Origin of the sequence: Cronobacter sp. JZ38 (assembly GCF_008932145.1) — a bacterium.
Classification (GTDB): Bacteria; Pseudomonadota; Gammaproteobacteria; order Enterobacterales; family Enterobacteriaceae; genus Cronobacter; species Cronobacter muytjensii.
In genome coordinates, this window is record NZ_CP017662.1 from 898,940 (window position 1) to 925,282 (window position 26,343).

Here is a 26,343-nt window from a genome sequence, read left to right on the forward strand (position 1 = left end):
TATTAGTGCGTTTTTTTCTTCAGCACTACCAGCACGGCGCCGAGCAGGCCAATCACGAGCAGTGCAATTGGCAGGATCATCAGAAACGTCATGACCTGATCTTCGTGACGCTTCACGAACGGGATCATGCTGAGCGCATAGCCAAAACCGGTGACCACGCCGACCCAAATCAGCGCGCTCAGCCAGTTGAAAATCTGAAAGCGGCGGTTTGATAGCCCGGAAATGCCCGCCATCGTCGGCAGCAGGGTACGTACAAAAGCCAGGAAACGCCCGGTCAGCAGCGCCAGCAGGCCGTGACGGTCAAACATGCAGGTGGCGCGATGGTGATATTTCGCCGGTAACTGCGCGAGCCAGCCGCGCACGACGCGCGTATTGCCAAGCCAGCGCCCCTGAACATAGCTCAGCCAGCAGCCGAGACTCGCCGCCGACGTGAGGATCACGAGCGTCGGCACAAAATCCATGACGCCCTGGGCAATCATCGCGCCCGCCAGCAGAAGCAGGCTGTCACCCGGCAGGAAAGAGGCCGGCAGCAGACCGTTTTCTAAAAACAGCGTGGCAAACATCACGCACCAGACAACGCCAACGACATGCGGGTCCGCCAGCGCGGCAAAATCGTGATGCCAGAGCGCAGCGATAATATCCTGGATAACAGCCATGGGAGATCCTGTGGAACAGCGGAATTGCCACTATTGTACCTCTAAATGTACCGGCGCATCTGCATTACAGGTTCAACAAACCCTCTCTTTTCCCGTGATAATGGCGTTTTTTTTCACTTCAGGCGATGCGATGAAAGCCTGCTTCCAGATCGGCGATTAAATCTTCGACATTTTCAAGCCCGATGTGCAGCCGCACCAGCGTGCCGGTGAAGTCGACGCCACCCGCCGGACGTATCGCCGCCAGCTCTTCCGGCTGATTGGCGAGGATCAGCGATTCATAGCCGCCCCAGGAGTACGCCATGCTGAAATGGGTGAAGTTATCCAGATAGCGCGCGAACTCCGCCTCGCTCAGCCGCCTGTCGAGAATAAAAGAGAAGAGGCCGCTGGCGCCGCTGAAATCACGCTTCCAGAATTCATGGCCTTTGCTGCCCGGCAGCGCAGGGTGGTTAACGCGCGCCACCTGCGGATGCGCCGCCAGCCACTGCGCGACTTTCAGCGCGCTTTCGTGATGCTGGCGCAGGCGCACGGCAAGGGTGCGCAGGCCACGGCTGGTAACATACGCGGTGTCGGCGTCCACCATCTGGCCCATCAGATAGGCGTTCTCACGAAGCGTATCCCAGCAGCGCGCATTGGCGACGGCGGTGCCGATCATCGCGTCCGAATGGCCAACCAGATATTTGGTGCCCGCCTGAATGGAGATATCGACGCCGAAATCGAGCGCCTTAAACAAAATGCCCGCAGCCCAGGTATTGTCCATCATGATGATGGCCTCCGGCGCGATGCGGCGCACCGTGGCGACAATTGCGGGCACGTCGTGGACTTCCATCGTAATCGAGCCTGGCGACTCCAGAAACACCACTTTGGTATTGGGCCGGATCTGCTGTGCGATATCTGCGCCCGCCAGCGGATCGAACCAGCTGGTGGTGACGCCGAGCTTCGCGAGAATTTTGGTGCAGAAATCCTGCGTCGGCTCATATGCGCTGTTGGTCACCAGCACATGATCGCCCTGTTCGACAAACGCCAGAATCGTATTGGCGACTGCCGCCGCGCCGCATGGAAACAGCGCGCAGCCCGCGCCGCCTTCCAGCTCGCACATCGCCTCCTGGAGCGAAAAGTGGGTCAGGGTGCCGCGACGGCCATAAAACAGCTCGCCCTGCGCGCGCCCGGCGGTGGCCTGCTTTTTCGCCTCGACGCTGTCAAACACCAGCGAGGACGCCCGCTGGATCACGCTGTTGACCGACCCCTGCGTATAACGTTTCGCGCGTCCGGCATGGATAAGCGTCGTCTCGATGTGTTTGCTGGTCATGGAAGTCCCCTGTCTGAACGTCTGGATGTCTAAAACTACGTTACCACGGAAAACGGCCGCCGCCTCGCGCTGTTTTGCGATTGTCGGGAAAGATGAAAAAACGTCATCTGCGCCGCTTTCCTGTCTGAGCGCAAAGAAAAAAAATGTGCGCTGGCGCACCATGCAAATACTAATGAGAACTACTATCAATTCGATGTCATTTTGATATCATTGTGAGCAGTTTTGTGACTTTCGTCCTGGAGATGCAGAGTGGGAAATAATTTGATGCAGACGGATCTCTCCGTCTGGGGCATGTATCAGCATGCCGACATCGTGGTGAAAATCGTCATGATCGGTCTTATCCTGGCGTCCGTTGTGACCTGGGCGATTTTCTTTAGCAAAAGCGTTGAGCTCGCCGGTCACAAGCGCCGCCTCAAGCGCGAACAGCAGGAGCTGGCAGGCGCCCGCACGCTGAACGACGCACGCGACATGGCCGAGCGTTTTGGCCCGAAAAGCCTCAGCGCCCGCCTGATTGAAGAAGCGCAGAACGAGCGCGAACTCTCGGCAGGCAGCGAAGATAACGAAGGCATTAAAGAGCGCACCGGTTTTCGTCTTGAGCGTCGCGTCGCGGCGGCAGGCCGTCACATGGGGCGCGGCAACGGCTATCTCGCCACCATCGGCGCTATCTCCCCGTTTGTCGGCCTGTTCGGCACCGTATGGGGCATCATGAACAGCTTTATCGGTATCGCTCAGTCGCAGACCACCAACCTCGCGGTTGTGGCGCCGGGTATCGCTGAAGCGCTGCTGGCAACGGCCATCGGTCTTATCGCCGCTATCCCGGCCGTGGTTATCTATAACATCTTCGCGCGTACCATCGGCAGCTATAAAGCGACGCTTGGCGATGTCGCGGCACAGGTGCTGCTGCTGCAAAGCCGCGATCTGGATCTCGAGGCAAGCGCTCAGGCGCAGCCGGTACGTACTGCTCAGAAACTGCGTTTAGGTTAATGCCCTATGGCGATGCGTCTTAACGAAAATCTCGATGATAACGGCGAAATGCACGAAATTAACGTCACGCCGTTTATCGACGTGATGCTGGTGCTGCTCATTATCTTTATGGTGGCCGCGCCGCTGGCGACTGTCGATGTAAAAGTTAACCTGCCGGCGTCGTCAAGCCAGCCGCAGCCGCGGCCTGAAAAACCGGTCTATCTGTCGGTGAAAGCGGATAAAACGATGTTTATCGGCAACGACCCGGTCACCCGCGACACGATGGTCAGCGCGCTGGACGCGCAGACCGGCGGCAAGAAAGACACCACGATTTTCTTCCGCGCTGACAAAACGGTTGACTACGAAACCATGATGAACGTGATGGATACGCTACATCAGGCGGGTTATCTGAAAATCGGCCTGGTCGGCCAGGAAGTGACGAAAGCGAAATAACGCTTAATCCTTCAGGCAAAGAAAAAGCGCGGCACAAGCCGCGCTTTTTTTATGGTTCCGCGTCGGGCGATTAACTCAGGTGTTCGCCGCCGGTTACGCCGTGGACTTCGGCAGTGACGTAGCTCGACTCCTGGCTTGCCAGGTAGACGTAAATCGGCGCCAGCTCGGCGGGCTGGCCGGCGCGTTTAAGCGGCGTCTGCTGGCCGAACTGCGGGATTTTCTCCTGCGGCTGACCACCGCAAATCTGCAACGGCGTCCAGATGGGGCCAGGGGCGACGATATTCACGCGAATGCCTTTTTCGGCCACCTGTTTCGCAAGGCCGCGGCTGTAGTTCAGGATAGCGGCCTTCGTGGAGGCGTAATCCAGCAGGTGCGGGCTCGGCTGATACGCCTGAATGGACGACGTCGTAATAATGCTCGCCCCCGGTTTCAGGTGCGGCAGCGCCTCCTGGGTTATCCAGAACAGCGCGAACACGTTGGTCGCGTAGGTTTTCTGGAACTGCTCGCTGGTCAGATCCGCAATCTGCTCAACCGCCGTCTGTTTACCGGCTACCAGCGCCAGGATATCCAGGCCGCCGAGTTCGTCAATGGCGCGATGCACCAGTTCACGGGCGAATTTCTCATCGGTCAGGTCGCCTGGGATCAGCACCGCTTTGCGGCCTGCCTCTTCAATCAGCGCTTTGACCTCTTCGGCGTCCTGCTGCTCGTCCGGGAGGTAATTCAGCACCACGTCTGCGCCCTCTCGCGCGTAAGCAATGGCGGCAGCGCGCCCGATACCGGAATCGCCCCCTGTCACCAGTGCCTTACGATCCTGAAGACGACCGCTGCCCTTGTAGGTTTTCTCGCCGCAGTCCGGCACCGGCTCCATTTTTGCCTGAATGCCCGGCGCAGGCTGTTTCTGCTTTGGATATTCCCCGGTGAAGTACTGGGTCGTCGGGTCCTGGATCTTGTTCTGGTCGTTCGCCATAAGTTCCTCCTCGTTATCAAAGCGTATTTCTAAGGGTAGTGCCTTATGCTGCGCTGTCGAAAATTATCAGGATTTTCTGTATTTCCGGCGCGGTCTGGTTCTCCTTTGCGACGACCTGCTGCAATAATGAAACGGCGCGTCACCCAGGCCATCCACCGACGGAGCAGCATGATGAAAACCGAGCGACAGCAGAAGATTATCAGGCTCTTATGGGCGCATGAGGCGCTGACGACCCAGGCGCTGGCGAGCCGTCTTAACGTCAGCCAGGAGACGATCCGGCGCGATTTAAGCGAGCTGCAACGCGCCGGGAATATCCTGCGCAGCCACGGGCGCGCGCGGGCGCTGCGTCGTGATGTGGAAAACCATGACGATCCTTTCCAGACGCGGGCGAAAAGCCATCATGCGCATAAAATGGATATCGCGCGCAACGCGCTAAACTGGCTGGATGCGGGAATGGTGGTGGCGCTCGACGCCAGCTCGACCTGCTGGTATCTGGCGCGCCAGCTCCCTGACGTGCCGCTCACTATTCTCACCAACAGCGTGCGGATAGGGCAGGAGGTCGCGCGACGCGAACAGGTGACGCTTATCAGCACTGGCGGCATTCTGCACCGGCAGGCAGCCTGTTATGAAAACCCGTCGCTGCCAGCGTTGCTCAAACATATCGATATCGATCTGTTTCTGTTTTCGTGCCAGGGCATTGATGAGGCGGGCGGCATCTGGGACGCGCGCTCGTGGAATGCGGAGTATAAAACGCTGTTGCTGCGCCGGGCGGCGCAATCGCTGTTGCTTATCGACCGCAGCAAACGCAATCGTACCGGCGAAGTGCAAATCGGAACGCTGGAGCAGGTAACGGAGGTGATAACGCAGGAGGAAAACGGCAGGCAAAAAGCGGGCGCGCTACTTGTCGGTTGAGGGAGCGGGCGGTTGCGCAAGCGGCGTTACGGATGAGGTCTGGCAGTTACCATCGGCAAGCTGACGGCTCAACATCAGCGTTGCGGCTTCCTGCGCTTTAATCTGCTGATAATGTTCTTCAATCGCCGCCATAACTGGCGCACGCAGCTGCGGATGCCGGTTCATGATTTCTTCAAGCACCGCGCCATACACCTCTTCTTTCACCAGAAACGGATAGATTTCGCGGCGATTGTGCCATTTCAGCTGAACCAGGGCCGCCGGGATCGTCAGCACTGCCCGGGTATAACCCGCAATGGCTTCATTCTTTTCATTAATCAGCGCCTGCAAATTCTGACTTAAGATAAATTTCTGTTCTTCTTGCTTATCTAAAGTGAAATATTGGTGGCTGGAGGTAATTTCCGTCACGCCAGTTAATCCTCGAACTTATAAAAAACAGGGGCGTCTTTTTCCTGGGTAATGAGATTAAGCCAAATTTTATTACCCGCCTCATTAATCTGCGCGGTTTTGGTGGCGATCAGTTCTGCCAATTCTTCAGCGCTAATAGCATTATCTTCGACCAGTTTATTCAGGACTTTAGTGTAAGCCTCAATTTTAACCACACTCAGCAGGCGTGCTTTAATATGACGGTCGCGTTCTTCAAGCAGTACGTTGCCGCTCTGACCCGCCAGAGATTTGCCACTCAATATGTCGGTTTCATATTCTTCGAGCTTTGGCTTTCCCTGAGTTAAATTTTCGCTATTTTGTTCGCCGGAGGGTTGGCTGTCTGGTGTGGGAATACGATAACGCGCCGGCACAAGATTGTCGGGCAACATTGATGTTATTTCCTTTTATATCAGAAGGATAAAGAAATAGGCTGGATGGTTTTCGTTGACAATAACATGCCGTAAAATTAAAATCAAAAAAAACGGAGCCTGCGCATGAACAGTATTTTTTATTCTGTCATTACCTTGCTGCTACTTTTAAGCGGCGTGCTTTTCTTTATGAAAGAAAATGGTGGCAATAAACCAGAAAACGGCTCTGGCGCAGAGCCCATGCCGCCGCGCAACAAAGAAGAGGGTGAAGACCATTTCTCTGCGCTCCTTAACGCAATTACGCCGTTGTGGTACTGGCGCGTTAATCATGAATATATTGATTTTACTAATGCCACTATTAAAAAAATGACATTTGAAGAGCTGAACGCGACGCCAGGTTTATTTGAGGCGCAGCGCCGTTGCAGTAATCTTAATTCCGCGGTTTATAAATATTACGATAATTTAAAAAAACGCTGTCTGAACGGCGAGTTAGTCACTTTCTCTGATATCGAAGTCCTCAACCTGCGCCACTGCTTCCATGAATTCAGTCAGGAGGCGTACCCGCAACTGGTGGCCATCGTCTGGCCGGAATATCAGCGTCCGCAGGTCGACATCACTCAGGTGTAACCGCCTGTCTGCGTGTTTATCTTTTGTTTGCGGTTGTTACGCGCGGCTGGCGGGGTGGTTGCCAGACAGTAACGTCTGTGCGTTATACTGAAAAGCCATTATGGCTATTTTTCAGGACGCTATGGAACGCTTTATCGAAAACGCAATGTACGCTTCGCGCTGGCTGCTGGCCCCGGTTTACTTTGGGCTGTCGCTGGCTCTGCTGGCGCTCACCGTCAAATTCTTCCAGGAAATCTTCCACGTTCTGCCGAACATTTTATCGATAGCTGAAGCGGATCTTATTCTGCTGTTACTGTCGCTGGTGGATATGACGCTGGTCGGCGGGCTGCTGGTGATGGTGATGTTTTCCGGCTATGAAAACTTTGTCTCCCAGCTCGATATTCACGAAGGTAAGGAAAAGCTGAGCTGGCTTGGGAAAATGGATGCCAGTTCGCTGAAAAATAAAGTCGCGGCGTCGATTGTCGCTATCTCTTCGATTCACCTGTTACGCGTCTTTATGGACGCGAAAAACGTGCCGGATAATAAGCTGATGTGGTATGTGATAATCCACCTCACGTTTGTGCTGTCAGCGTTCGTGATGGGGTATCTGGATAAAATCTCCCGCAACGAGCACAAATAATTCCCAACGGTACGCACCGTCAGACGCTGTGCAAGAATGCGCCCCTTCCGATGAAGGGGCTTTTTATTATTTGTCGGACGACGCCTGCCAGAGATTCAGTTCGCCATCGGCGACATGTTTATCAATCGTCTCCAGCTCCTGCGGCGTAAAATGGGTATTCGCCAGCGCCTGCACGTTCTCTTCCAGTTGCTGCGGGCGGCTCGCGCCAATTAACACTGACGTCACGCGATTATCTTTAAGCAGCCAGCTTAGCGCCATCTGCGCCATGCTCTGTCCGCGGCTTTGCGCCATCTCGTTTAACAGCTTCAGGCTATTGAGATTCGCCTCGGTCAGCATATTTTCCGTCAGGCCGCGCACCTTTTTCCCTTCACGCTGCATACGCGAGCCTTCCGGAATACCGTTGAGGTATTTGCCGGTCAGCAGCCCCTGCGCCAGCGGCGTAAAGGCGATACAGCCGACGCCGTTCTGCTCAAGCGTGTCCAGCAGGCCGCTTTTATCGACCCAGCGGTTTAGCAGGTTATAAGACGGCTGATGGATTAACAGCGGGATTTTCCACTCGCGCAGTAGCTGCGCCATTTTTTCGGTGCGCTCTGGCGAATAGGACGAAATGCCGACATAGAGCGCTTTGCCGCTCTGTACCGCCTGAGCCAGCGCGGCGGCGGTCTCTTCCATCGGCGTGTTTTCATCAACGCGGTGCGAATAGAAAATATCGACGTAATCCAGCCCCATACGCGTCAGGCTCTGATCGAGACTCGCCAGCAGATATTTGCGTGAACCGCCGCTGCCGTAGGGGCCTGGCCACATGTCGTAACCCGCTTTCGTGGAGATAATCAGCTCGTCGCGATAGGGCGCGAAATCGGTTTTGAGCAGGCGGCCAAAGTTCTCTTCGGCGCTGCCCGGCGGCGGCCCGTAGTTATTAGCGAGATCAAAATGCGTAATGCCGAGGTCAAACGCTTTGCGCAGCAGTTCGCGCTGCGACTCCAGAGCGGCGACATGGCCGAAGCTGTGCCACAGGCCGAGCGAGAGCGCCGGCAGGCGCAGACCGCTGCGGCCGCAGAAGCGATATTCCATCTGTTCGTAACGGGCGGGGTTGGCAAGGTACGGCATGGTTTCTCCTGTCTGTTATTTTCATAATCTGAAACGCCGTTTCTATATTAACGTACCCCGGCGTGCCGACAAGTGAAAACGCGGCGCGCGGTATTCATCAATTTGTCATCTGCCCGTGCATAACCCTATGAAAAGAGCGTCCTTAGCGATGGTCTATACTCAGATTTCACTTTAGGGCTGCCAACCACGGAGGATGAATGGAGTACATTCTGCACACCAATTTTTTGCGGCTGATGACCTCGTTAACGTTCTGGGGAAATGTCTTGCTGGTCCTGGCGGTTACCGCCATCACCTACTGGGTCGTGAATAAAATCCTGGCGCTGCTGCACAAGCGGATCGCCCGCTGGGCGGAAGAGCATAACAACAGCACCGCGTATAAAGTCTTTCTCGATGTGCTGAAAAAGACGCGGCGGATCCTGATTTTATTTGCGGCGTTCCTGTTCAGCCTGCAGTTCGTCAGCCTGCCTGACCGTCTGCACAGCACGATTTCCCACGCCTGGTTCCTGGTGCTGGCGTTGCAAATCGCGCTGTGGTTCGATCAGGCGGTGCAGTCGTGGCTGCGTCATTCACTGATGCGCCCCGGCGCGCACCGCAATCCGGTGACGACGATTATTCTTGGGCTGATGATCCGCGCGCTGATTTGGGCGGTGATGCTGCTGTCGATTCTTGCCAACGCCGGCGTCAATATCACCGCGCTGGTGGCGAGCCTTGGGGTTGGCGGTATCGCCATCGCGCTGGCGGTACAGACGGTGTTAAGCGACGTCTTCGCCTCGCTCTCGATTGGTTTCGATAAACCGTTTGAGATTGGCGATTTCGTGGTGTTTAACGATGTGTCCGGCACTATCGAGCATATTGGACTCAAAACCACGCGTATCCGCAGCTTAAGCGGCGAGCAGATCGTCTGTGCCAACGCCATTCTGCTTCAGCAGACTATCCATAACTACAAACGCATGCAGACCCGCCGCATCGTATTTACGTTCGGCGTCTCGCTTGCCACGCCGCCAGAGAAACTGCGCAAAATCGGCCCGATGGTGAAATCGATCATTGAGCAATATGGCGAAACCCGCTTCGACCGCGCGCATTTCGCGACGTTCGATCAGGATCGCCTGACCTATGAAGTGGTGCATATTCTCAATACGGCGGATTACAACCAGTACATGGATCTGCAGCAGGAGATTAACCTGCGCATTATGGAAGGGTTGCAGGAGCTTGGCGTGCGTCTGGCGCTGCCAAGCCGCGTGATTATTCAGCCTGACGCGCCAGAGGAAGAAAAGACTCAGGACGGTAAACCACAGGACGACTCGCCGCAGGCGGCAAGCCCGGCGTAACGGTTTACCTGCGCACAGAGGCGCTAAAACCCGCCCCGGTTTTCCGGCGGCGGGTTTTTTATACGTGCCGCACGTCAGCGCCGCGCGGTGGTCGCCTTACCACCAGGCTTCCCACATAGCGCCGATGTTGAGCGAATCGAGCTGTGATTCTTCGGTATTGTTCACGCGCGCGGTGCGTTTGTTATCCACTTCGCCGCCGGTCACGTAGAAACGCAGCATCGGGCGGAATTCCGGCCCCATCGCGATAGACATATTCTGCGAGAGCGTCACTTTCCAGCCGTCATTGTCGCCGCCTTCTTTATAATCGACGCGCTGCCAGCCCGCTTCCAGCCAGGTGGAGTGAACGTCGTTCCAGAAATACATCGGGCGCACAATCGCGTTGTAGTTGCGGCGATTATCGCGGTTGTCGGCGTCGTTATCGTAGTCATGGAACGCCAGCAGATATTCTATCTGCGCCTGCTGCGTGAACTTATGCAGCCCTTCGAAGCTCGCATAAACGGCAGTCAGATCGTCGGTTTTGTTATACACGCTGTTGTCTGAGTTATCAGAGTAGCGGGCGATAAGCTTGTTTACGCCGCTGTCGGTGGTGTGGCTCAGCACCGCGCCGCCCTGCCAGGCTTTCAGGCGTTCGTCGCGGTCCACCGCTTTGGAGTCAAAGCCGTAGTTGGCATACAGCTCCAGATCGAGCGGGCCAATTTTCATGCCGTGCAGTTTCGACGTGGCGGCGTAGTTGCCTTTATCGCCGGTGCCGGAACCGCCGGTACAGGTGATGCGCGACGGGTTCGCTTCATCTTCCATCACTTCCGGGCTACAGGATTCCACGGCGGCGACCACGGCCAGATCGAGCTGCACGCCGCCGAGATCGAAGTTTTTCACCCCGGCGCCCTGGCCGTCGTGGTTCATCCAGAAGTAGTCGTTGATGCCCTGTTGCGGACGCTGGTGGAAATCACGGCCAGCCCAGAAATAGGCGTTCGGGTTGGAATCGAGCAGATTCGTTACGCCCGCGTAGGCTTTTTTCAGGTTCACTTCGTCGCCCCAGTGGTCAAACATCACGTTGACGTCCCAGATAGCGCCATTGCTGCCCTTAAACGCTTTGGATAGCTGGAATTCGCCGCCGTTGCCTTCGTTACCAAGTCGGCCAATGGCGGAGGCGCCGTTATAAGAGCCGTCGACCGCAATAAACTTCTGGTCGCCGCTCTGATAATGCGCGCCGTAACGGGCGTAGCCGGTGAATTTCACACCGAACGGAATCGCCAGGTCCGGCGTCTGGGCCGCGGATTGCGGTTCGGTGATGACATCCGCTTTCTTGTTCATCGCGGCGTCGATTTTCGCCTGACGTTCGGCCAGAGCTTTGTCCACCGCTTTTGCCACCATGGCGTCGATTTGTTCCTGCGTGTATTCCTGAGCGAGCACAGACAGCGGGCAAAGCGCGGCGATAACCGCCATGGTTAATGGAAGTTTTTTTAACGTAGTCATAATTATCTCTTTATCGTCACTATTATTAAGACAACAGTTTCCCCTTCTGGCGGGCCAGAATTTATGCGCTATCATCGGGAAAACTATTTACGTCGTTTCGGGTACAGCTATTTATCGCAATCCGGAAATTATTCCGGAGGAATGGTTTTTACTGACGCTGATATAAATGCATCAGCTCTTCAGAAAATTCGCGCGCGAGCAGGGAATTCATTAAATGATCCTGCGCGTGCACCATAATTAACGTCATCGGCTGGCGGCCTTCACCCGCGTCCTGCTCAATCAGCTTCGTCTGCATCTGGTGCGCCTGACGGGCGTAGCCGTCGGCCTCGCGCAGGAGCTGTTGCGCTTCGGTGAAATTTCCCGCGCGGGCGGCGTGCAGCGCTTCAAAACAGAGGCTGCGCGACTGCCCCGCATTAACGATGATTTCCATTACCGCTTCTTCCAGTGCAATCATTCTTTATTACTCTTTCTGTTAAATGGAAATAACAGGGGCGCAGCCGCCCCCGCATGGCGTAATACGCCACGCGTTTATTTCGGGTGACAATTCCCGACACCGTTATTCAGACGCGCTGTCCGTAGCGCGACGGTAATTATCCGGTGACGGTTTGCGCCGTCGGCGCGGCGTTACGGGCCTTCAGCTCTTCGGTTTTAATCAGTGAACGCTCATAGGCGCGCAGGAACGGCAGGTAAATCAGCGCTGACATCACCATGCAGAGAAGGCACATCACCACCGGGGCGAAGGCCCAGTTGGCGGCCCAGGAGGCGCCGATGGGCGCAGGCGTCGTCCAGGGCGTGAGCGACACCACCTGTTCAATCAGGCCCAGACGCGTGGCGGTCCAGGCGAGCACGGCGTTCACCAGCGGCACGCAGACGAACGGGAGGAACATCATCGGGTTCATGATGATGGGCGCGCCAAACAGAATCGGCTCGTTAATATTAAAGAAGCTCGGTACGACGCCCATCTTGCCGATAGTGCGCAGGTGCGTGACGCGACTTTTCAGCAGCAGGAACGCCAGCGGCAGGGTAGAGCCGACGCCGCCAATCAGCAGATAGTGATCCCAGAAGCCCTGCAGATAGGTGTGCGGCAGCGCGGCGCCCGCGGCGAGCGCAGCCTGGTTGGCGGAGAGGTTCGCCATCCAGAACGGGTTCATAATGCCAGTGACGATGAGCGAGCCGTGGATGCCGGCGAACCAGAAAATCTGGCACAGCAGTACCGAGAGCAACACCGCGGGCAGGGAATCCGAGGCGGAAACCAGCGGCTCCAGCAGATGCATAATCGCCTGCGGCATAATCATGCCGGTTTGCGCTTCGATAAACAGGTTCAGCGGGTGCAGCGTGCCCATGACCGCCATCACCGGGATGAGGATTTCAAAAGAGCGCGCCACGCCGGTCGGCACTTCTTTCGGCAGCCGGATCGTCACTTTATGCTGCTTCAGCCAGGCGTACACGCGGGTAGAGTAAATGGCGGTGATAAGCGCCGTAAAAATGCCCTGGCCGGAGAGATATTGCGTAGAGATTTTGCCGTCGGAATAGGGCGCGGCGACCAGCAAAAACGCCATAAAAGCCAGCAGGCCGGACATCACCGGGTCAAGCTGGAACTGCCGTCCCAGACTTGCGCCGATCCCGACCGCGATAAAAAAGGTCATCACGCCCATGCTGAGGTTAAACGGCAGCATCAGTTGCTCGCGGTAAGTCTCGGAGAAATCGAGCCAGGCGCGGGCGAAGCCGACCGTGGTATCGGCGGAGAATGGCGGGAAGATAAACACCAGCATAAACGAGCCGATAATCATAAACGGCAGCGCCGCGGTGAAGCCGTCGCGAATGGCGATAACGTATTTCTGCTGGCCGAGCTTGCCGGCGAGCGGGGTGATCGTCTGTTCAATGACGGCAATCATCGACTGATATAAAGAACTCATGGGCGAGATCCTGTTTCTAATGCGCCGCTTCGATGAGCGAGAGCGCGTAGTTCAGCACTTTGTCGCCACGCTGCATTCCGTAATCCATCATATCGATGGCCTGCACGGGAATGCCGTGAGCGGCAGCCTTTTGCGACAGCGTCGGTAACATATACTTCACTTGCGGCCCGAGCAGCACCACCTGATACTTTGGAAACTGCGTATCAAATTCGGCCACGCCCCAGGCTTCGATCTGCACCGGAAGATCCCGTTCTTCCGCCGCGTCTACCATTTTCCTCACCAGCAGACTGGTGGACATCCCCGCAGAGCAACACAGCATAATCTTGTACATGACCTCATCCTTAAATGTAAAAACTTATTGCGGAGATGATTGGATAGGATATGGAAACCGATTTCCATTTATAAAAAATGGAACTGTGAGCCCTATCAAGATCTCCCGCTTATCGCGCGGATTAATTGGATTTGCATCACAGCTTTTCACGCGGAATGGGTAGCACGGATACGAAATGGAAAATCGGTTTCCATGATTTCGGGAAACGGATATACTTCAGCCGGTTATCATCTGAACAATTTTTGATGAAAGTTTGACGCAGAAAGCCAGGTTTCTGTCAGGGGAAAAAGATGTCAACAATCAACGACGTATCGCGTTTGGCCGGGGTGTCGAAAGCCACGGTGTCACGGGTGTTGAGCGGATCGCGCGGCGTGAAGGAAGCCAGCCGTCAGGCGGTGCTGAAGGCGGTGGATGAACTCAACTACCGGCCTAACGTCATCGCCCAGTCGCTGCTGAGCCAGAGCACCGGCTGCATTGGCGTGATTTGCGCGCAGGATAATATTAACCAGACCACCGGCTACCTCTACGCGCTGGAAAAACAGCTCAGCCAGCATCAGAAACACCTGCTGCTGCGCTTCGCCAACAGCAAACCTGAAGTGATGCAGGCGCTCGACGAACTCACCAGCGGCCTGTGCGACGACGTGCTTATTATCGGCGCGCGGTTTCCGTTAAACATCACGCAGGAAAATGTCATTCTGGTGGACTGTATGGAGAGCGAAAACGCCCCCAGTCTCCAGTACGACCACGCGTTCGCTGTGGAAACCGCCTGTAATTATCTGATTCGCCAGAGCCGCCGCCAGATTGCGCTTATCTATCCGCACGGCAACGGCTTCGCCGATCAGGTGCTGCTCGGCTATAAGCTGGCGCTGGAGCGCAATTTCCTGCCTTTTAACCGCAATCTGGTATTTATGGACGCCACCTCCTCGTCGGTGGCGTTGCAGGAGCTGCTGAATAATGCCACGACGGTGAACTTCAATGCGCTGCTGGTGGCAGACGATCAGGAGGCGCAGCGGGTGATCCCGCAGCTTCAGGCATTCAACAAATCGGTGCCGGACGAAATCATGGTCTTCAGCCTGGCGGGCACGCTGCATATGCCTGGTATCCCGACAATCCCGGCTATCGAATATTCGATGGATGTGATGGCCGCGCGTATTGTCGGCTGGCTGAATGAGAAAACGCAGGATGTGCTGGGCAGCGGCGTGCTGCGCGGCGACTTATTCCTGCCGGAAATGCATAAACGCTAAAAATAAAAAGCCGCCTGCGGGCGGCTTTTTTAATGGCGGCATTAGCGCAAAAAGCGCCGCAGCTGGCGCGTATGCCAGCGCCCCAGCACGAACACCGAAATAAACGCGCCCACCAGCGCGCAGAGCATATCCGCCTGCGTATCCCATTCATCGCCCTGGGTGCCGAGGAAATCATCGGCGTCTTTGCCGAGCGCCAGCGCCACCCACCACTCAATCAATTCATAAAACGCGCTGATGGCAAGCGTCACGCAGCAGACCAGACACGCCAGCATTTTCGCGCCGAGCCGGTAGCCGCCGCGCGCCAGCACTTCCCGCGCCGCCATCGAGATAACCAGCCCCTGCAATACATGCCCGAAGCGGTCGTAAGGGTTGCGCGAGAGTCCGAACCACTCCTGCACCGCAAACCCGACGGGTACGCGCGCATAGGAATACATCCCACCGACGATAAGCGACGCGCAGCCTATAAAAATCAGCGCATATAGCAGCGGCGTCAGCGGATAGCGCTTCGCGGTGACCCATAACACCGGCGCCACGATAAGTACCGGCATTACTTCCATAAGCCAGGTCAGCCTGCGCCCGGTGGTCAGCGCGGTGATGACCAGCAACAGCGCCAGCAGCGCAACGCCTGCGGTGAGATAAAAGGGACGAGAGGTTTTCATCAGCGATCCTTCACAAAAGCCAGGTGAAAAGCGTAAACCAAAAGCATTGATACTGCGCCGCGCGGCCACCTGGCGGCGCCAGGCACAATGCCACAAACGTTATCTTATTCATTTTAGATGGATTACGGCCGGGCTCATGATGAAACGCGTGCCGCGTGGGATCGGGCCGCAGAGGAGAGGGCGTATCGCGAGACGGGAGAGGGGGGATGTGGTACGCCTGAAATAAAAAACGGGGCCGCGTGGCCCCGTGAGTTTTCAGGGTAATGCTCAGAACGATTTGTTCAGGCGCAGGCTGAAGGTGTGCGCCTGGTAACGCTCGGCAGCCTGGAGGTCATAACGCGCGTCAACGCTCAGGTCGCTGGCGTTAAACAGCGTGCTGCCGACTGACAGACCCGCCATATCCTTAACCGGCGCGGCACCTTTGGTGGTGAACTGCGTCTCGCCAATGGTATCGGCGGCGTAGGTCGCGGTGTTACTTGCCCGGCGGTTGTCGTACTGGTGGATCCAGGAGACCTGCGCGAACGGCGTCAGGCGGCCAAGACCGGTGTCGAAGCCTTTCTCAATGCGCGCGCCAAGATCGCTTGTGACCGATTGCGTGTGCGATGAGCCCACCTCCAGCGCCATGCCGTTGCCGCCGCTCTCTTTATAGCCATCAACGTGCTGATAACCGTAAGTCAGGCCAGCCATCGGCGTGAGAACAACCTCAGCAGGCAGCGTGAACGGGTAGCCGAATTCGCTTTGCAGGGTCACGGACTGGCCGTTGAACTTGCCGTTTGCCGCGCCGGAGAAGCCGGTAAATTCTGCGCGACGCACCGTGTCGTAGTTCTGACGGGTCAGCGCGGCGGACAGGTTCACAAACCACGGGTCGCCAGCGTAGCCGGCATAGCCAATCACACCATAGTTATTCGCGGTTGAGTTGTTGCCGGTCAGGTTGTCTTTACCGTGTACGGAGGTGTTGCTGTAGTTCAGCGCCGCACCCACGCGCCAGTCTTCTGCGACGGTACGGTCTGCGCCAAACAGCAGGCCGCCGAATTTCGCACTGTAACCGCTCACTTCGCGGGTGCTGTCCTGGCGGGTATAGCCGCCGTACGGTTGCGCCCAGACTATCCAGTCGCTGTAGCCGTCACCGGTTGACACGCCGCTCAGGCCCGCCGTTTGCGGACTGCGGATGGTATCCAGATGGTTGCCGACGACACCCATTGCGGTGGATGTCGCCACGCCGCTCGCCGTGCTGACATTGATGTTCTGGCTGGTAGAAAGACGCTCGCCCACGCGGTTGGCTTCTTTCGTGCCTTCAATCGCCAGCGACGCGTTATAAAGCTCAAGCAGTTGCGGCGCGATGCCGGAGTAACTGGCGAGGCCATTCAGCGACGACGTCGCGTTCGACGTGGTGGCCCGCTCAGGCCCGGTCACCGGCGACACAGGCGGTTTTACGACGACTGGCGGCTTAACTGGCGCGGTTGGCGTTCCGGGCGTTGCAGGTTTACCAGGCGCGGTTGGCGTTTCTGGCGTCGCAGGTTTACCCGGTGCGGTTGGCGTTTCTGGCAAAGGCGGCGTCGGCGCTTTTTCTAGCCTGACGACCAGCGCGCTGTTGGTCTCGTCAACATAAGTTGAACCTGTAACCTGGCCGGTATAACCCACAGCCTTATACGTCAGTTTGTCCGCGTTATAGTTAGTGCCGTTGCTGTTGGCGTTGATAACGACATAACGCTGGCCGGGCGCGAACTTATAGGTGTTGCCGGTACGGGCAAGCGACACGGTGGAGCCTTGATCCACGGTGGCGGTGCCTGTGACGTTCAGGCGGCCATAGCCGGTGTCCTGGGCGATATCGCCGCTGGCGGACGCGGTATTGCTCACGCCGAGGATAAGCGTCGCGCCCGCGTTTTGATGATAGTTGCCGCTGATAGCGATCGGAGCGTTAACCTGTAGCTGCGCCGCATCGTTAATCACGGTGCCAGCGGTGGCGCTGCTCTCATCGCCTGAGAGGCTGTTTGTCTTGAGAGTGGCAATATTGATGTTGTCATTCAGCAGCATCGCGCCGGAGCGGAAGATAACGTCACCGTTGCTGGCAATCGTACCGATGCCGTTAGTGCCGGAAACAGTTTCGTCGTCGCTGACGATGCGAGCCCCCGTAAGAACGCCCTGCTTATCCGTACCGCCGATAAATTCCAGCGCCGCGCCGTTGTTGGACGTAATATTGCCTTCAATGATGCCGCTGTTGGTGATAGTCAGTGTAGATTCAGTGGTGCCCCGGATGTAAATCGCGTTATTGCTGGTAATCGTGCCGTTATTGATAATGGCATTTTTAGCGCCGTTGCTGCCATCGATATAAATACCGTAGTAGTTACCGGTAATGGCGCCGTTATTAATCAACGACGTGGCTGCCGCTTGAGTATTATAATTCGAAGTATAAACACCATAATTGCCGCTGATGGTGCCGTTATTAATAATGGTGCCGGCGGAAACCACAGTGTTGGTATAGTTACGGTTGAAAACCCCTACCACAGAGCCAGTGATATCGCCGTTATTAACCAGCTTCTCTATCTGACCGACGTTATACACACCGAAATAGGCGCTGGAAAGTTTACCGTCGTTGATTAATGATTTAATGACGCCTGTGCTGTTATTAAAAATAGCGGAATCATTATAATGAGAGGTGTTGTTATTGGTGCTAGCGATGGTGCCCGTGTTATGCAACGTATTAATGGTGCCGGAGTTATATATCGCGCCGCTGTTATAATAATAGCCATTGGTATTGCTGATAATCGAGTTAATAACGCCCGCGTTTTCCAGCAGGTCGATAGTCCCGCTGTTATTCACGCCGGTTTGGCCACTGATCACGCCTGCTGAAAGGTTATTAAGGGTGCCTATCGCGCCGCTGTTAGTAATACCGCCGCCAAAGTTGGTGTAATCAGTATTGCTGTAATACGTGGTGGATTGCGGGCCGGCAATCGTGCCGCTGTTGGTTAGCGTGCCAACATGGCTGGTGCTCGTCAGGTTAATGGCGCTGCTTGAGTAATTACCGCTGTCGCCCGTGACTTTAATGCTGCCGGTATTATTAATCGTGCTAACGGTTCCCTGGTTTTGCAGAGCGTGAAGGGAAATATTGCCGAGTTCGCCGTTAATCGCCGAAATCGAGCCGTCGTTAACCAGTGAATTGAGGTTAGCTTGCTGGCTGACATCCAGCCCTGCGGCCCCGTCACCCGTGGCGCTCCCTTCATTCGTGACGCGTACCGTCTCAGATTCAGCAGGGATCTGAACGTTAAATTGCGGGCTGGAAATGACATAGTCGGCCGAAACCGCAAAGGCATAAGGTGCCAGCAGTCCCTGGGCAGAGGTTAACGCTACCAGCCATGTTCCCTGCTGGTTAAACCGTGATTTCTTCATGATGTACCGTGCGTTATCGCGCTTGTGATTAACGAAAGAAGCCAATGTGTTATGTTCAAATTCGTCTGCTTACATTCCGTTGCGATAAACGAGGCGTTTGCAAAGAAAACGATAAGCAAGGCTTAACGATTTTCGGCGCAGGCCGCGCGATACTTTATAGTTTCGGTTAAATAAAATTCTGCTGGACAATAAAAATGCCTAAGAAAGACCTGATGTCTGCACGCGTATTATTGATTAGTATGATTTTATTGTTAGCGGGATGCGCCAGTGAAAATTTTCGTGAAAGCGCACAAGCGCAGGCAACACGCGGCGGTTTAATCAGTGAAGAGATTGTTGCGGGTGGGATATCTCTTCGCACCTGGCAGCGCATAACGCCGCCGGTCACGCGTTTGCGCGTTTACATCGAGGGTGACGGGTTTGCGTGGGTGAGCCGTACTCGCCCCTCCGACGCCCCGACGCCGCATAACCCTCAGGGGCTGAAGCTGGCAGCGGCCGATCCGTCGGCGAACGTCTTGTATATGGCGCGCCCGTGTCAGTTTATCGGCCCGCCGTTACCGCCCGCCTGTAACGTTCATCTCTGGACCGATCAACGCTTCTCCTCTTACGTGATTCAGACGATGGATGAGGCATTAAGCCAGGTAATGCAACGCTACCCGCAGGCCCGCATTGAGCTGACAGGCTATTCCGGCGGTGGCAACATCGCCGCGCTGCTTGCGGCCAGGCGCACGGATGTGGTTTCGCTGCGCACGGTGGCGGGGAATCTGGATGTCGCGTATGTGAACGCGCTGCACCGCGTTTCCGCCATGCCGGATGCGCAAAGCGCGAAAGACGTGGCACCGGCGCTTGCGAACCTGCCGCAGAGGCATTTCAGCGGCGCGGATGACGACACGGTGCCGCCCGCTGTCGCGGCGCGTTTTCAACAAGCGACAGGCGGGCGCTGCGCGCAGGTTGAGGTCATGCCAGGCATGAACCATGGTTCGGACTGGGCAGCGCTGTGGCCAGACTTGCTTTCGAAAACGCCGGTTTGCAAGTGAGAAAAGCCAATAAGGCGTGCGAAAGAGGCCGGGAGAGGGAGTCGGATATGTCATACCACCCCCTGACATTATCACCGGCGAGTCGCAGGGATGTGACGAGTGAATCGAACGACATTCGATGAAGAGTCCGGATCTCTAAAAGCAAAAACCCGCCTTTTGGGCGGGTTCTCTGAATGAGTGGTGCCCGGACCCGGACAAAAACGCCGGGAGCGTTTTTGCACAGCGCGCCGCGCTGCCCGCAGGGCGAGTCGCAGGGATGCGACGAGTGAATCGAACGACGTTCGATGAAGAGTCCGGATCCCCAAAAGCAAAAAACCAGCCCGCAGGCTGGTTTTTTTGAATAAGTGGTGCCCGGACTCGGAATCGAACCAAGGACACGGGGATTTTCAATCCCCTGCTCTACCGACTGAGCTATCCGGGCAACGGGGCGCATTAAACCCGATTCATCTGGCGGCGTCAACGAAATTCCGTGAATTCTGCGCCGCCCGCCCATTCCTGCGCCACTTTGCTCGCGAAATAGCCATTTTGCCGCGTTACGCGAAGAAATGCGTCCAGAGGGCCGAAAGCGGCATCGAAAGCAGCAGCGCGGGCAACATGTTGACCACGGCAAACATCTTAATGCCGCAGATGCGCAGGCCCGTCGCCAGCAGCAGCAGGCCGCCCGTCGCGGTGAAATCGCCCATCATCGCGGGCGTGGTGAGCGGCAGGATAAACACTGCGCCCGCGGCGAGAGTCAACTGAATCAGCAGCATCGGGACGGAAATCGCCGCCACGGCGGCGCCAAGGGTGGTAGCGAAAATCGTGGCGGTAAAGAAATCGAGAAACGCTTTCGCGATAAGCACACTGTTATCGCCCGTCATGCCTTCGCGCATCGCGCCGAACACGCCGGTGCCGCTTGCGCAGAACAGCACAATAATGGCGACGAAGCTCTGCACAAAATTGTCCTGCGCCGGACGCGCGTTTGTCGCGGGCCGTAACCGACGCGCCAGCCCATGCAGGCCATGCACCAGGTTACCGATGCCTTTTTCGAGGTAGCAGAGCTCGCCAATCAGCGCGCCAAGCAGCGTTGAGAGCACCATCACCGGCAGGTTCACGCATTTCATCACCAGTAAAATGCCGATGCCAAGCGACGCCAGCCCGAAAATAGACGGCATTGAGCTGCGCAGCCGATCAGGCAGACGCTGGCTTAACGCCGCGCCGAGCAGCCCGCCCAGCAATACAGCCGCCGCATTAATAAAAGGTCCGGTTACCACATTGTGCTCCTGCTAAAGGTTGTCGTCGCTCTGTCAGCATAGGCCCGTTGTCGGGTGGGCGAAAGCGCCGCCGCGTTGAGCATGCTTATGCGAATATGATGATTACTTATTTTATGGTTTTATTTTCTAATATAAAAATCAATGAAATATAAAAATAACACAGTTAATCGAGTGCTTAGAAAATCACTTTTTAACCGCGCCGTCTTGCCCCTGCGGGCGTAAGGTGACATGATTGCGCGACTTTTCTCCATCAGACAGGGTGTGCCGCTATGACCGCGCGTTTGTTATCAGCCGTCATTTCTTCGCGACATTACGCAATGCCGCGCGCCCGTCACGTCTGTCCGCCATACTTCCCTGTGCCCACCATGCGGTGAGGCGACCGCACGCTCACTGCAGGACAACAGTAAAACCAGGCGTGGTCTGCTTTTACTGATGTCTCGCGGTCGGAGCTGGTTACCAGTCAGACCATCATTATTTCGCCGGGATCCTGTCCCGTTGCCGTGCCCGAAGGCGCTTACACCGACACTCAGGGTTTTTGTGCTTATGAAATCGTTAAAAATTGCCGCCAGCCACGCCGTGGCTCCTCTGCTTTCGACCTCCCGCGATGTGGTCGCGCTCGACAGCACCGACTTTACTGATGTCGCCGCCGTCGTGCTCAGCGTGGCTGATACCCGCAGCGGTATCCTTGCGCTGCTCAAACGTACCGGGTTCAACCTGCCGGTGTTTGTTTTTCTCAAGGATGGCGAAACCTGCGCGCTGCCTGTCAGCGGCACGCTCACGGGCAGCGCGCAGGGGTTTCTGGCGCTCGAAACCGCGGCGCTTGCTTATGAAGAGAACCTGCTGCCGCCGTTTTTCGACACGCTCACGCAGTATGTGGAGATGCAAAACAGCACCTTTGCGTGCCCTGGCCACCAGCATGGCGAATTTTTCAGAAAGCATCCGGCGGGCAGGCAGTTTTACGATTTCTTCGGCGAAAACGTCTTTCGCGCCGATATGTGCAACGCTGACGTCAAACTGGGCGATTTGTTGATCCACGAAGGCTCCGCCAAGCATGCGCAGAAATTCGCCGCGAAGGTGTTTCACGCGGACAAAACCTATTTCGTGCTCAACGGCACCTCGGCGGCGAATAAAGTCGTTACCAATGCGCTGCTGACCCAGGGCGACCTGGTACTGTTCGATCGCAATAACCACAAATCCAACCATCACGGCGCGCTGATTCAGGCGGGCGCGACGCCGGTCTATCTTGAAGCGGCGCGCAACCCGTTCGGTTTTATCGGCGGTATCGACGAGCGCTGTTTTGAAGAAGCTTATCTGCGCGCGCTGATAGCCGAAGTGGCGCCGTCGCGGGCGCAGGAGGCGCGCCCGTTCCGCCTGGCCGTCATTCAGCTTGGCACCTATGACGGTACCGTTTATAACGCCCGCCAGGTGGTGGATAAAATTGGTCACCTGTGCGACTACATCCTGTTTGATTCCGCCTGGGTCGGCTATGAGCAGTTTATCCCAATGATGGCCGACTGCTCGCCGCTGCTGCTGGAGCTTACTGAAAACGACCCCGGGATTTTCGTCACCCAGTCGGTGCACAAGCAGCAGGCCGGGTTCTCGCAGACTTCGCAAATCCACAAAAAAGATAACCATATCCGCGGTCAGGCGCGCTTTTGTCCGCACAAGCGGCTCAATAACGCGTTTATGCTGCACGCCTCCACCAGCCCCTTTTATCCGCTGTTCGCGGCGCTGGACGTCAACGCGAAAATCCACGAAGGGGAGAGCGGCAAGCGGCTCTGGGCCGACTGCGTGGAGCTTGGCATCGAGGCGCGCAAAGCGATCATCGCCAACTGCCGGATGATCAAACCGTTTATACCAGACAGCGTGGCCGGACGGCCGTGGCAGGATCACCCGACTGAGGCGATCGCCCGCGAGCGGCGCTTTTTCAGCTTTGAGCCAGGCGCCGCGTGGCACGGTTTCGCAGGTTATGCGCGCGAGCAATATTTCGTCGACCCCTGCAAGCTGCTGCTGACCACGCCCGGCATCGATGCTGAAACGGGCGAGTACAGCGATTTCGGCGTTCCGGCGGCTATCCTCGCGCATTATCTGCGAGAAAACGGCATCGTGCCGGAAAAGGCGGATCTCAACTCGATCCTGTTTCTGCTCACGCCTGCCGAGAGCGCAGAGAAGATGGCGAATCTGGTGGCGATGCTGGCGCGCTTTGAACAGCATATCGAAGACGACACGCCGCTTGCCGACGTGCTGCCAACTATCTGTCAGAAATACCCGGTGCGCTACAAAGGCTACACGCTGCGCCAGCTCTGTCAGGAGATGCATAACCTGTATGTGAGCTTTAACGTGAAGGCGTTGCAGCGCGAGATGTTCCGCAAAGCCGGGTTGCCGCCGGTCGTGATGAATCCGCAGCAGGCGAACGTGGAGTATATTCGCGGCAATGTGGAGCTGGTGCGCCTCAGCGAGGCCGAAGGGCGCGTGGCGGCGGAAGGCGCGCTGCCGTATCCGCCGGGCGTGTTATGCGTCGTGCCAGGCGAAGTGTGGGGTGGCGCGGCGCTGCGCTATTTCCTGGCGCTGGAAGAGGGTGTGAACCTGCTGCCGGGCTTTTCGCCGGAGTTACAGGGGGTTTACAGCCAGACCGATCCGGACGGCATCAAGCGGTTATACGGGTATATGTTGCGCGAATAAGGTGTATAGCAGGTTCATGTGGGCGGGCGCGTTACTTACCCGCCCTGCCTTTAGCGCGATGCCCGAATGGCAGGGCGGGTAAGCGCGGCGCGCCCGCCGTTAAATCACGCGGTTTCATCCGCCCGACGGTACAGCCGTCGCGGATGCCCAATCCTGCCGTACAGCATCTCCACCCTCAGAAAACCGCTCTCCACGCAATGCTCCAGATACCGCCGCGTGGTGGTTTTGCTTAAGCCCGTCGCGCTGACCACATCATCGACCGAAAAAATCTGTTCGCCGCGTTCGGTAAAGAGTCGCTGCACCAGGGTCAGCGTATTCTCTTCAATTCCCTTCGCACCGGAGTCTGGCCGGAAGCTGCGCGCCTGCAACTGATAGAGCGAATCGACGTTCTGTTGATCGACAATTTTCCACACGCGCTGCTGCTCGCGAAACTGCACAAAGCGCTCCAGCGAATGGCTCAGGCGCTTCCACGACACCGGCTTTAATAAATAATCGAACGCGCCGTTGCGTATCGCCTGGCTACAGGTATCCATATCGCTCGCGGCGGTAATAAAAATCACCGAACAGGCGCTGTTCTTGAGCGTCAGGCTCTCGGTCAGCGTAATGCCTTTGCCGTCCGGCAGATAGTTATCCAGCAGTACCAGATGCGGGCGCTTGTCGCGGATCTGCCGCTCGGCGTCGGCAAGCGTCGCCGCCATGCCCACCAGCCGCAAATGCGGGTGCTGCTTCACCATTTCGGCATGCAACGCCGCCAGCTGGTTTTCATCTTCCACAATCAGTACGTCAGTCATCTCAGGTGGCATAGTCAGGTTCTCCCTGCGGTTGGGCCGGACAAACGTCGGGCGCGTCAGGAATAAAAAGTGAGAAAATCGTGCCGCGCGGCGTATTGGCTGATACTTCCAGCGTGCCGCCGGCAAGCTTCACATAGCTGGCGATAAGGTGCAGGCCGATCCCATGATCGCCGCGGCGCTTGGTGGTAAAACCCGGATCGAAGATCCTGTCGCGAAGCGCGGGAACGATCCCCACGCCGCGATCCGCGACTTCGATGATCAACTCCCGTTCGTTCAGGCGGATCAGCACCTCAACCGGATCGTGCGGCCCTTCGGCGCGCTGGGTGGCCTCAATCGCGTTATCCAGCAGATTGCCGATGACGGAAATCAGCTCCGCCTCGCCAAGCCCCCGGAACGCGCGCGTCATTTCGCAGGCCGGGTCGAAAGTCAGCGTCACGCCTTTTTCCCGCGCTCTGGCACATTTGCCAATAAGCAACCCGCAGAGTGTGGGGGAGTGAAACCGCCCGGAGATAAAATCGAGGAGTTCCTGAGTGTGTTCGGTCTGGGCCTGAATATAGCCCAGCGCCTGGTCGTAATGGCCCAGATGCAGCAGCCCGGCGAGCGTCGACATCCGGTTTAGCTGCTCGTGGCGCAGAATGCGCAGGTTATCCGCGTAGCGCTTCACCTGGCTTAGCTGCACGCTCAGGCTGTCGATATCCTTGCGGTCGCGAAAGGTGATAACCCAGCCCTGGAGCTCGCCTTCCAGCAAAATACGCACCCGGCTTGCGATCACTGTGACATGGTTAAACACGCAAATCTCATCATGCGTGTCGTTTTCCAGCATCACCCGCGGCGAGAAAAAAGCGACCGGGTTAATCACCGCCTCCAGCGGCTGTCCGCGCAGCGCGCGTGACGATACATTCAACCCCAGCAGCCGCTTGGCGGCGCGGTTGATAACCGCGATGCGCGAATGCTCGTCGATGGCGATAACGCCTTCATAGATAGACTCCATCAGCGCTTTTTGCTGGCGCACCAGCAATCCGATTTCCCGCGGCTCCAGAAAAAACATCTGTTTTTTAATGCTGCGGGTGAAGAACCACGAAAAGATAAACAGCGCCAGCAGCAGTAATAGCGCGCCAATGAGGATATTCACCACTTTGCCGAGCGTAATCGTATCGAGATAGCTGGTCAGATAGCCGACTGACACAATGCCAATGACCTTGCCCTGCTCGTCAAAAATCGGCGCTTTGCTGCGCAGCGACACCCCAAGCCCGCCCCGGCGAATGCTGGTAATGGTTTTTCCTTCCAGAACCTCCTGGTTATCGCCGCCAATAAGCGGCATGCCGATGCGGTCATGAAACACGGAATGAAACAGGTGCAGACCTTTCTTATCGCCAATAACCATAAAGCTGGCGTCGCTGTGGCGCGCCATGCCTGTCATAAAGGTATTAATCGCCGAAATATTGCGTTGTCTTACGGCTTCACGTAATGAAGGGATAAGAGAAATCTCTTCCGCCTGTATTCTCGCGCGGCTGCTCATCTCCTGATAAAGCTGGCGGCTGACGTCAAGATAATAATAAACGCCGAGTGCCGTAAACAATACGGAGAAGAATATGATGAGATGAATAAATAACTTTATACGAAAGGAAAGCTTCATTGGATATTGACGCGCCGGCATGCAAACAATAGATAACTGTACCATTTTTTCAGCGGCTTACCGGGGCGGCAGCGGAAACTTGTGATCCCCTCCACAGGGCATGCCGCATGGCGGTAACTGCTTAGCAGCGTTAGTGTTTTACGCAGAAAATAGCGCGTTCAGAATTAACGCCATAAAAACCACGGCCGTAAATTACGAGCCGATC

General features: G+C 56.5%; 24 protein-coding genes and 1 tRNA gene. 9 read left to right on the forward strand and 16 right to left on the reverse strand.

Going from position 1 to position 26,343, the window contains the following annotated elements; translation table 11 throughout:
- Positions 1-2: 2 nt before the first annotated feature.
- On the reverse strand, positions 3-656 hold the full coding sequence (gene yghB, locus BJP61_RS04220; protein ID WP_038867686.1) for a DedA family general envelope maintenance protein YghB: 654 nt from the start codon (positions 654-656) through the stop codon (positions 3-5).
- Positions 657-774: 118 nt separating this feature from the next.
- Positions 775-1,962 (reverse strand): cystathionine beta-lyase, encoded by a 1,188-nt coding sequence (metC, locus tag BJP61_RS04225; protein ID WP_038867688.1) that lies wholly within the window; start codon positions 1,960-1,962, stop codon positions 775-777.
- Positions 1,963-2,211: 249 nt separating this feature from the next.
- Here metC and exbB point away from each other — a divergent pair, with 249 nt between their 5' ends.
- Both exbB and exbD read left to right on the forward strand, forming a co-directional pair.
- Positions 2,212-2,946, forward strand: a complete 735-nt coding sequence (gene exbB / locus BJP61_RS04230; protein WP_038867696.1) for a tol-pal system-associated acyl-CoA thioesterase — start codon at positions 2,212-2,214, stop codon at positions 2,944-2,946.
- A gap of 6 nt (positions 2,947-2,952) precedes the next feature.
- Complete coding sequence (gene exbD / locus BJP61_RS04235) at positions 2,953-3,378, forward strand: TonB system transport protein ExbD (protein ID WP_038867698.1); 426 nt, start codon at positions 2,953-2,955, stop codon at positions 3,376-3,378.
- Between the two features lie 70 nt (positions 3,379-3,448).
- On the opposite strand, the gene BJP61_RS04240 is transcribed toward exbD, so the two are convergent.
- Positions 3,449-4,345, reverse strand: coding sequence for an SDR family oxidoreductase (locus BJP61_RS04240; protein WP_075193810.1), 897 nt, complete (start codon positions 4,343-4,345; stop codon positions 3,449-3,451).
- Positions 4,346-4,516: 171 nt separating this feature from the next.
- Between BJP61_RS04240 and fucR the strand changes: the two genes are divergently transcribed.
- Positions 4,517-5,257 carry an L-fucose operon activator gene (fucR, locus tag BJP61_RS04245; protein WP_161579599.1) on the forward strand — a complete coding sequence of 247 codons (741 nt, stop codon included), beginning with the start codon at positions 4,517-4,519 and terminating at the stop codon, positions 5,255-5,257.
- Here fucR and BJP61_RS04250 read toward each other — a convergent pair.
- Together BJP61_RS04250 and BJP61_RS04255 are read right to left on the reverse strand one after the other, a co-directional pair.
- Positions 5,243-5,662 (reverse strand): cytoplasmic protein, encoded by a 420-nt coding sequence (locus tag BJP61_RS04250; RefSeq protein WP_075193812.1) that lies wholly within the window; start codon positions 5,660-5,662, stop codon positions 5,243-5,245. The two genes, fucR and BJP61_RS04250, sit on opposite strands and share 15 nt — an antisense overlap.
- A 5-nt stretch (positions 5,663-5,667) precedes the next feature.
- Positions 5,668-6,069 carry a hypothetical protein gene (locus BJP61_RS04255; protein WP_171997872.1) on the reverse strand — a complete coding sequence of 134 codons (402 nt, stop codon included), beginning with the start codon at positions 6,067-6,069 and terminating at the stop codon, positions 5,668-5,670.
- 105 nt (positions 6,070-6,174) lie between these two features.
- On the opposite strand from BJP61_RS04255, the gene BJP61_RS04260 reads away from it, so the two are divergent.
- Positions 6,175-6,675 (forward strand): hypothetical protein, encoded by a 501-nt coding sequence (locus BJP61_RS04260; RefSeq protein WP_038867709.1) that lies wholly within the window; start codon positions 6,175-6,177, stop codon positions 6,673-6,675.
- 121 nt (positions 6,676-6,796) lie between these two features.
- The gene (locus BJP61_RS04265; protein WP_038868356.1) at positions 6,797-7,294 is read left to right on the forward strand and encodes a TIGR00645 family protein; all 498 of its coding nucleotides are present in this window, start codon (positions 6,797-6,799) and stop codon (positions 7,292-7,294) included.
- 66 nt (positions 7,295-7,360) lie between these two features.
- Here BJP61_RS04265 and BJP61_RS04270 read toward each other — a convergent pair whose 3' ends face one another.
- Positions 7,361-8,401 (reverse strand): aldo/keto reductase, encoded by a 1,041-nt coding sequence (locus BJP61_RS04270; protein ID WP_038867713.1) that lies wholly within the window; start codon positions 8,399-8,401, stop codon positions 7,361-7,363.
- Positions 8,402-8,598: 197 nt separating this feature from the next.
- Between BJP61_RS04270 and BJP61_RS04275 the strand changes: the two genes are divergently transcribed.
- On the forward strand, positions 8,599-9,729 hold the full coding sequence (locus tag BJP61_RS04275; RefSeq protein ID WP_038867716.1) for a mechanosensitive ion channel family protein: 1,131 nt from the start codon (positions 8,599-8,601) through the stop codon (positions 9,727-9,729).
- Between the two features lie 96 nt (positions 9,730-9,825).
- On the opposite strand, the gene BJP61_RS04280 is transcribed toward BJP61_RS04275, so the two are convergent.
- The 4 genes from BJP61_RS04280 to BJP61_RS04295 all read right to left on the reverse strand — a co-directional run bounded on the left by BJP61_RS04280 (position 9,826) and on the right by BJP61_RS04295 (position 13,452).
- A complete protein-coding gene (locus BJP61_RS04280) occupies positions 9,826-11,205 on the reverse strand; it encodes a carbohydrate porin (protein ID WP_038867719.1) in 1,380 nt (459 codons plus the stop codon).
- Positions 11,206-11,353: 148 nt separating this feature from the next.
- A complete protein-coding gene (locus BJP61_RS04285) occupies positions 11,354-11,659 on the reverse strand; it encodes a PTS lactose/cellobiose transporter subunit IIA (RefSeq protein WP_038867722.1) in 306 nt (101 codons plus the stop codon).
- A 136-nt stretch (positions 11,660-11,795) separates the two neighbouring features.
- Positions 11,796-13,121, reverse strand: a complete 1,326-nt coding sequence (locus BJP61_RS04290; RefSeq protein ID WP_038867727.1) for a PTS transporter subunit EIIC — start codon at positions 13,119-13,121, stop codon at positions 11,796-11,798.
- A gap of 16 nt (positions 13,122-13,137) precedes the next feature.
- Positions 13,138-13,452, reverse strand: a complete 315-nt coding sequence (locus BJP61_RS04295; RefSeq protein WP_171997873.1) for a PTS sugar transporter subunit IIB — start codon at positions 13,450-13,452, stop codon at positions 13,138-13,140.
- Between the two features lie 290 nt (positions 13,453-13,742).
- On the opposite strand from BJP61_RS04295, the gene BJP61_RS04300 reads away from it, so the two are divergent.
- Entirely contained in the window at positions 13,743-14,696 is a 954-nt protein-coding gene (locus BJP61_RS04300; RefSeq protein ID WP_038867734.1) for a LacI family DNA-binding transcriptional regulator, read from the forward strand.
- Between the two features lie 41 nt (positions 14,697-14,737).
- Here the strand turns inward: BJP61_RS04300 and BJP61_RS04305 are convergent, their stop codons facing one another.
- Complete coding sequence (locus BJP61_RS04305) at positions 14,738-15,355, reverse strand: DUF2238 domain-containing protein (RefSeq protein WP_171997874.1); 618 nt, start codon at positions 15,353-15,355, stop codon at positions 14,738-14,740.
- 267 nt (positions 15,356-15,622) lie between these two features.
- Positions 15,623-18,742 (reverse strand): autotransporter outer membrane beta-barrel domain-containing protein, encoded by a 3,120-nt coding sequence (locus tag BJP61_RS04310; RefSeq protein ID WP_171997875.1) that lies wholly within the window; start codon positions 18,740-18,742, stop codon positions 15,623-15,625.
- Between the two features lie 194 nt (positions 18,743-18,936).
- On the opposite strand from BJP61_RS04310, the gene BJP61_RS04315 reads away from it, so the two are divergent.
- A complete protein-coding gene (locus tag BJP61_RS04315; protein WP_171997876.1) occupies positions 18,937-19,776 on the forward strand; it encodes an alpha/beta hydrolase in 840 nt (279 codons plus the stop codon).
- Between the two features lie 345 nt (positions 19,777-20,121).
- Here BJP61_RS04315 and BJP61_RS04320 read toward each other — a convergent pair.
- A tRNA-Phe gene (locus BJP61_RS04320) sits at positions 20,122-20,197 on the reverse strand.
- Between the two features lie 112 nt (positions 20,198-20,309).
- Positions 20,310-21,029 (reverse strand): DUF554 domain-containing protein, encoded by a 720-nt coding sequence (locus tag BJP61_RS04325; RefSeq protein ID WP_171997877.1) that lies wholly within the window; start codon positions 21,027-21,029, stop codon positions 20,310-20,312.
- Between the two features lie 543 nt (positions 21,030-21,572).
- On the opposite strand from BJP61_RS04325, the gene BJP61_RS04330 reads away from it, so the two are divergent.
- Positions 21,573-23,711, forward strand: coding sequence for an ornithine decarboxylase (locus BJP61_RS04330; RefSeq protein ID WP_075193817.1), 2,139 nt, complete (start codon positions 21,573-21,575; stop codon positions 23,709-23,711).
- Positions 23,712-23,815: 104 nt separating this feature from the next.
- Here the strand turns inward: BJP61_RS04330 and BJP61_RS04335 are convergent, their stop codons facing one another.
- Both BJP61_RS04335 and BJP61_RS04340 read right to left on the reverse strand, forming a co-directional pair.
- The gene (locus tag BJP61_RS04335; protein ID WP_038867750.1) at positions 23,816-24,514 is read right to left on the reverse strand and encodes a response regulator; all 699 of its coding nucleotides are present in this window, start codon (positions 24,512-24,514) and stop codon (positions 23,816-23,818) included.
- On the reverse strand, positions 24,504-26,138 hold the full coding sequence (locus BJP61_RS04340; RefSeq protein ID WP_171997878.1) for a sensor histidine kinase: 1,635 nt from the start codon (positions 26,136-26,138) through the stop codon (positions 24,504-24,506). The genes BJP61_RS04335 and BJP61_RS04340 overlap by 11 nt, the downstream gene beginning before the upstream one ends.
- Between the last annotated feature and the right edge of the window lie 205 nt (positions 26,139-26,343).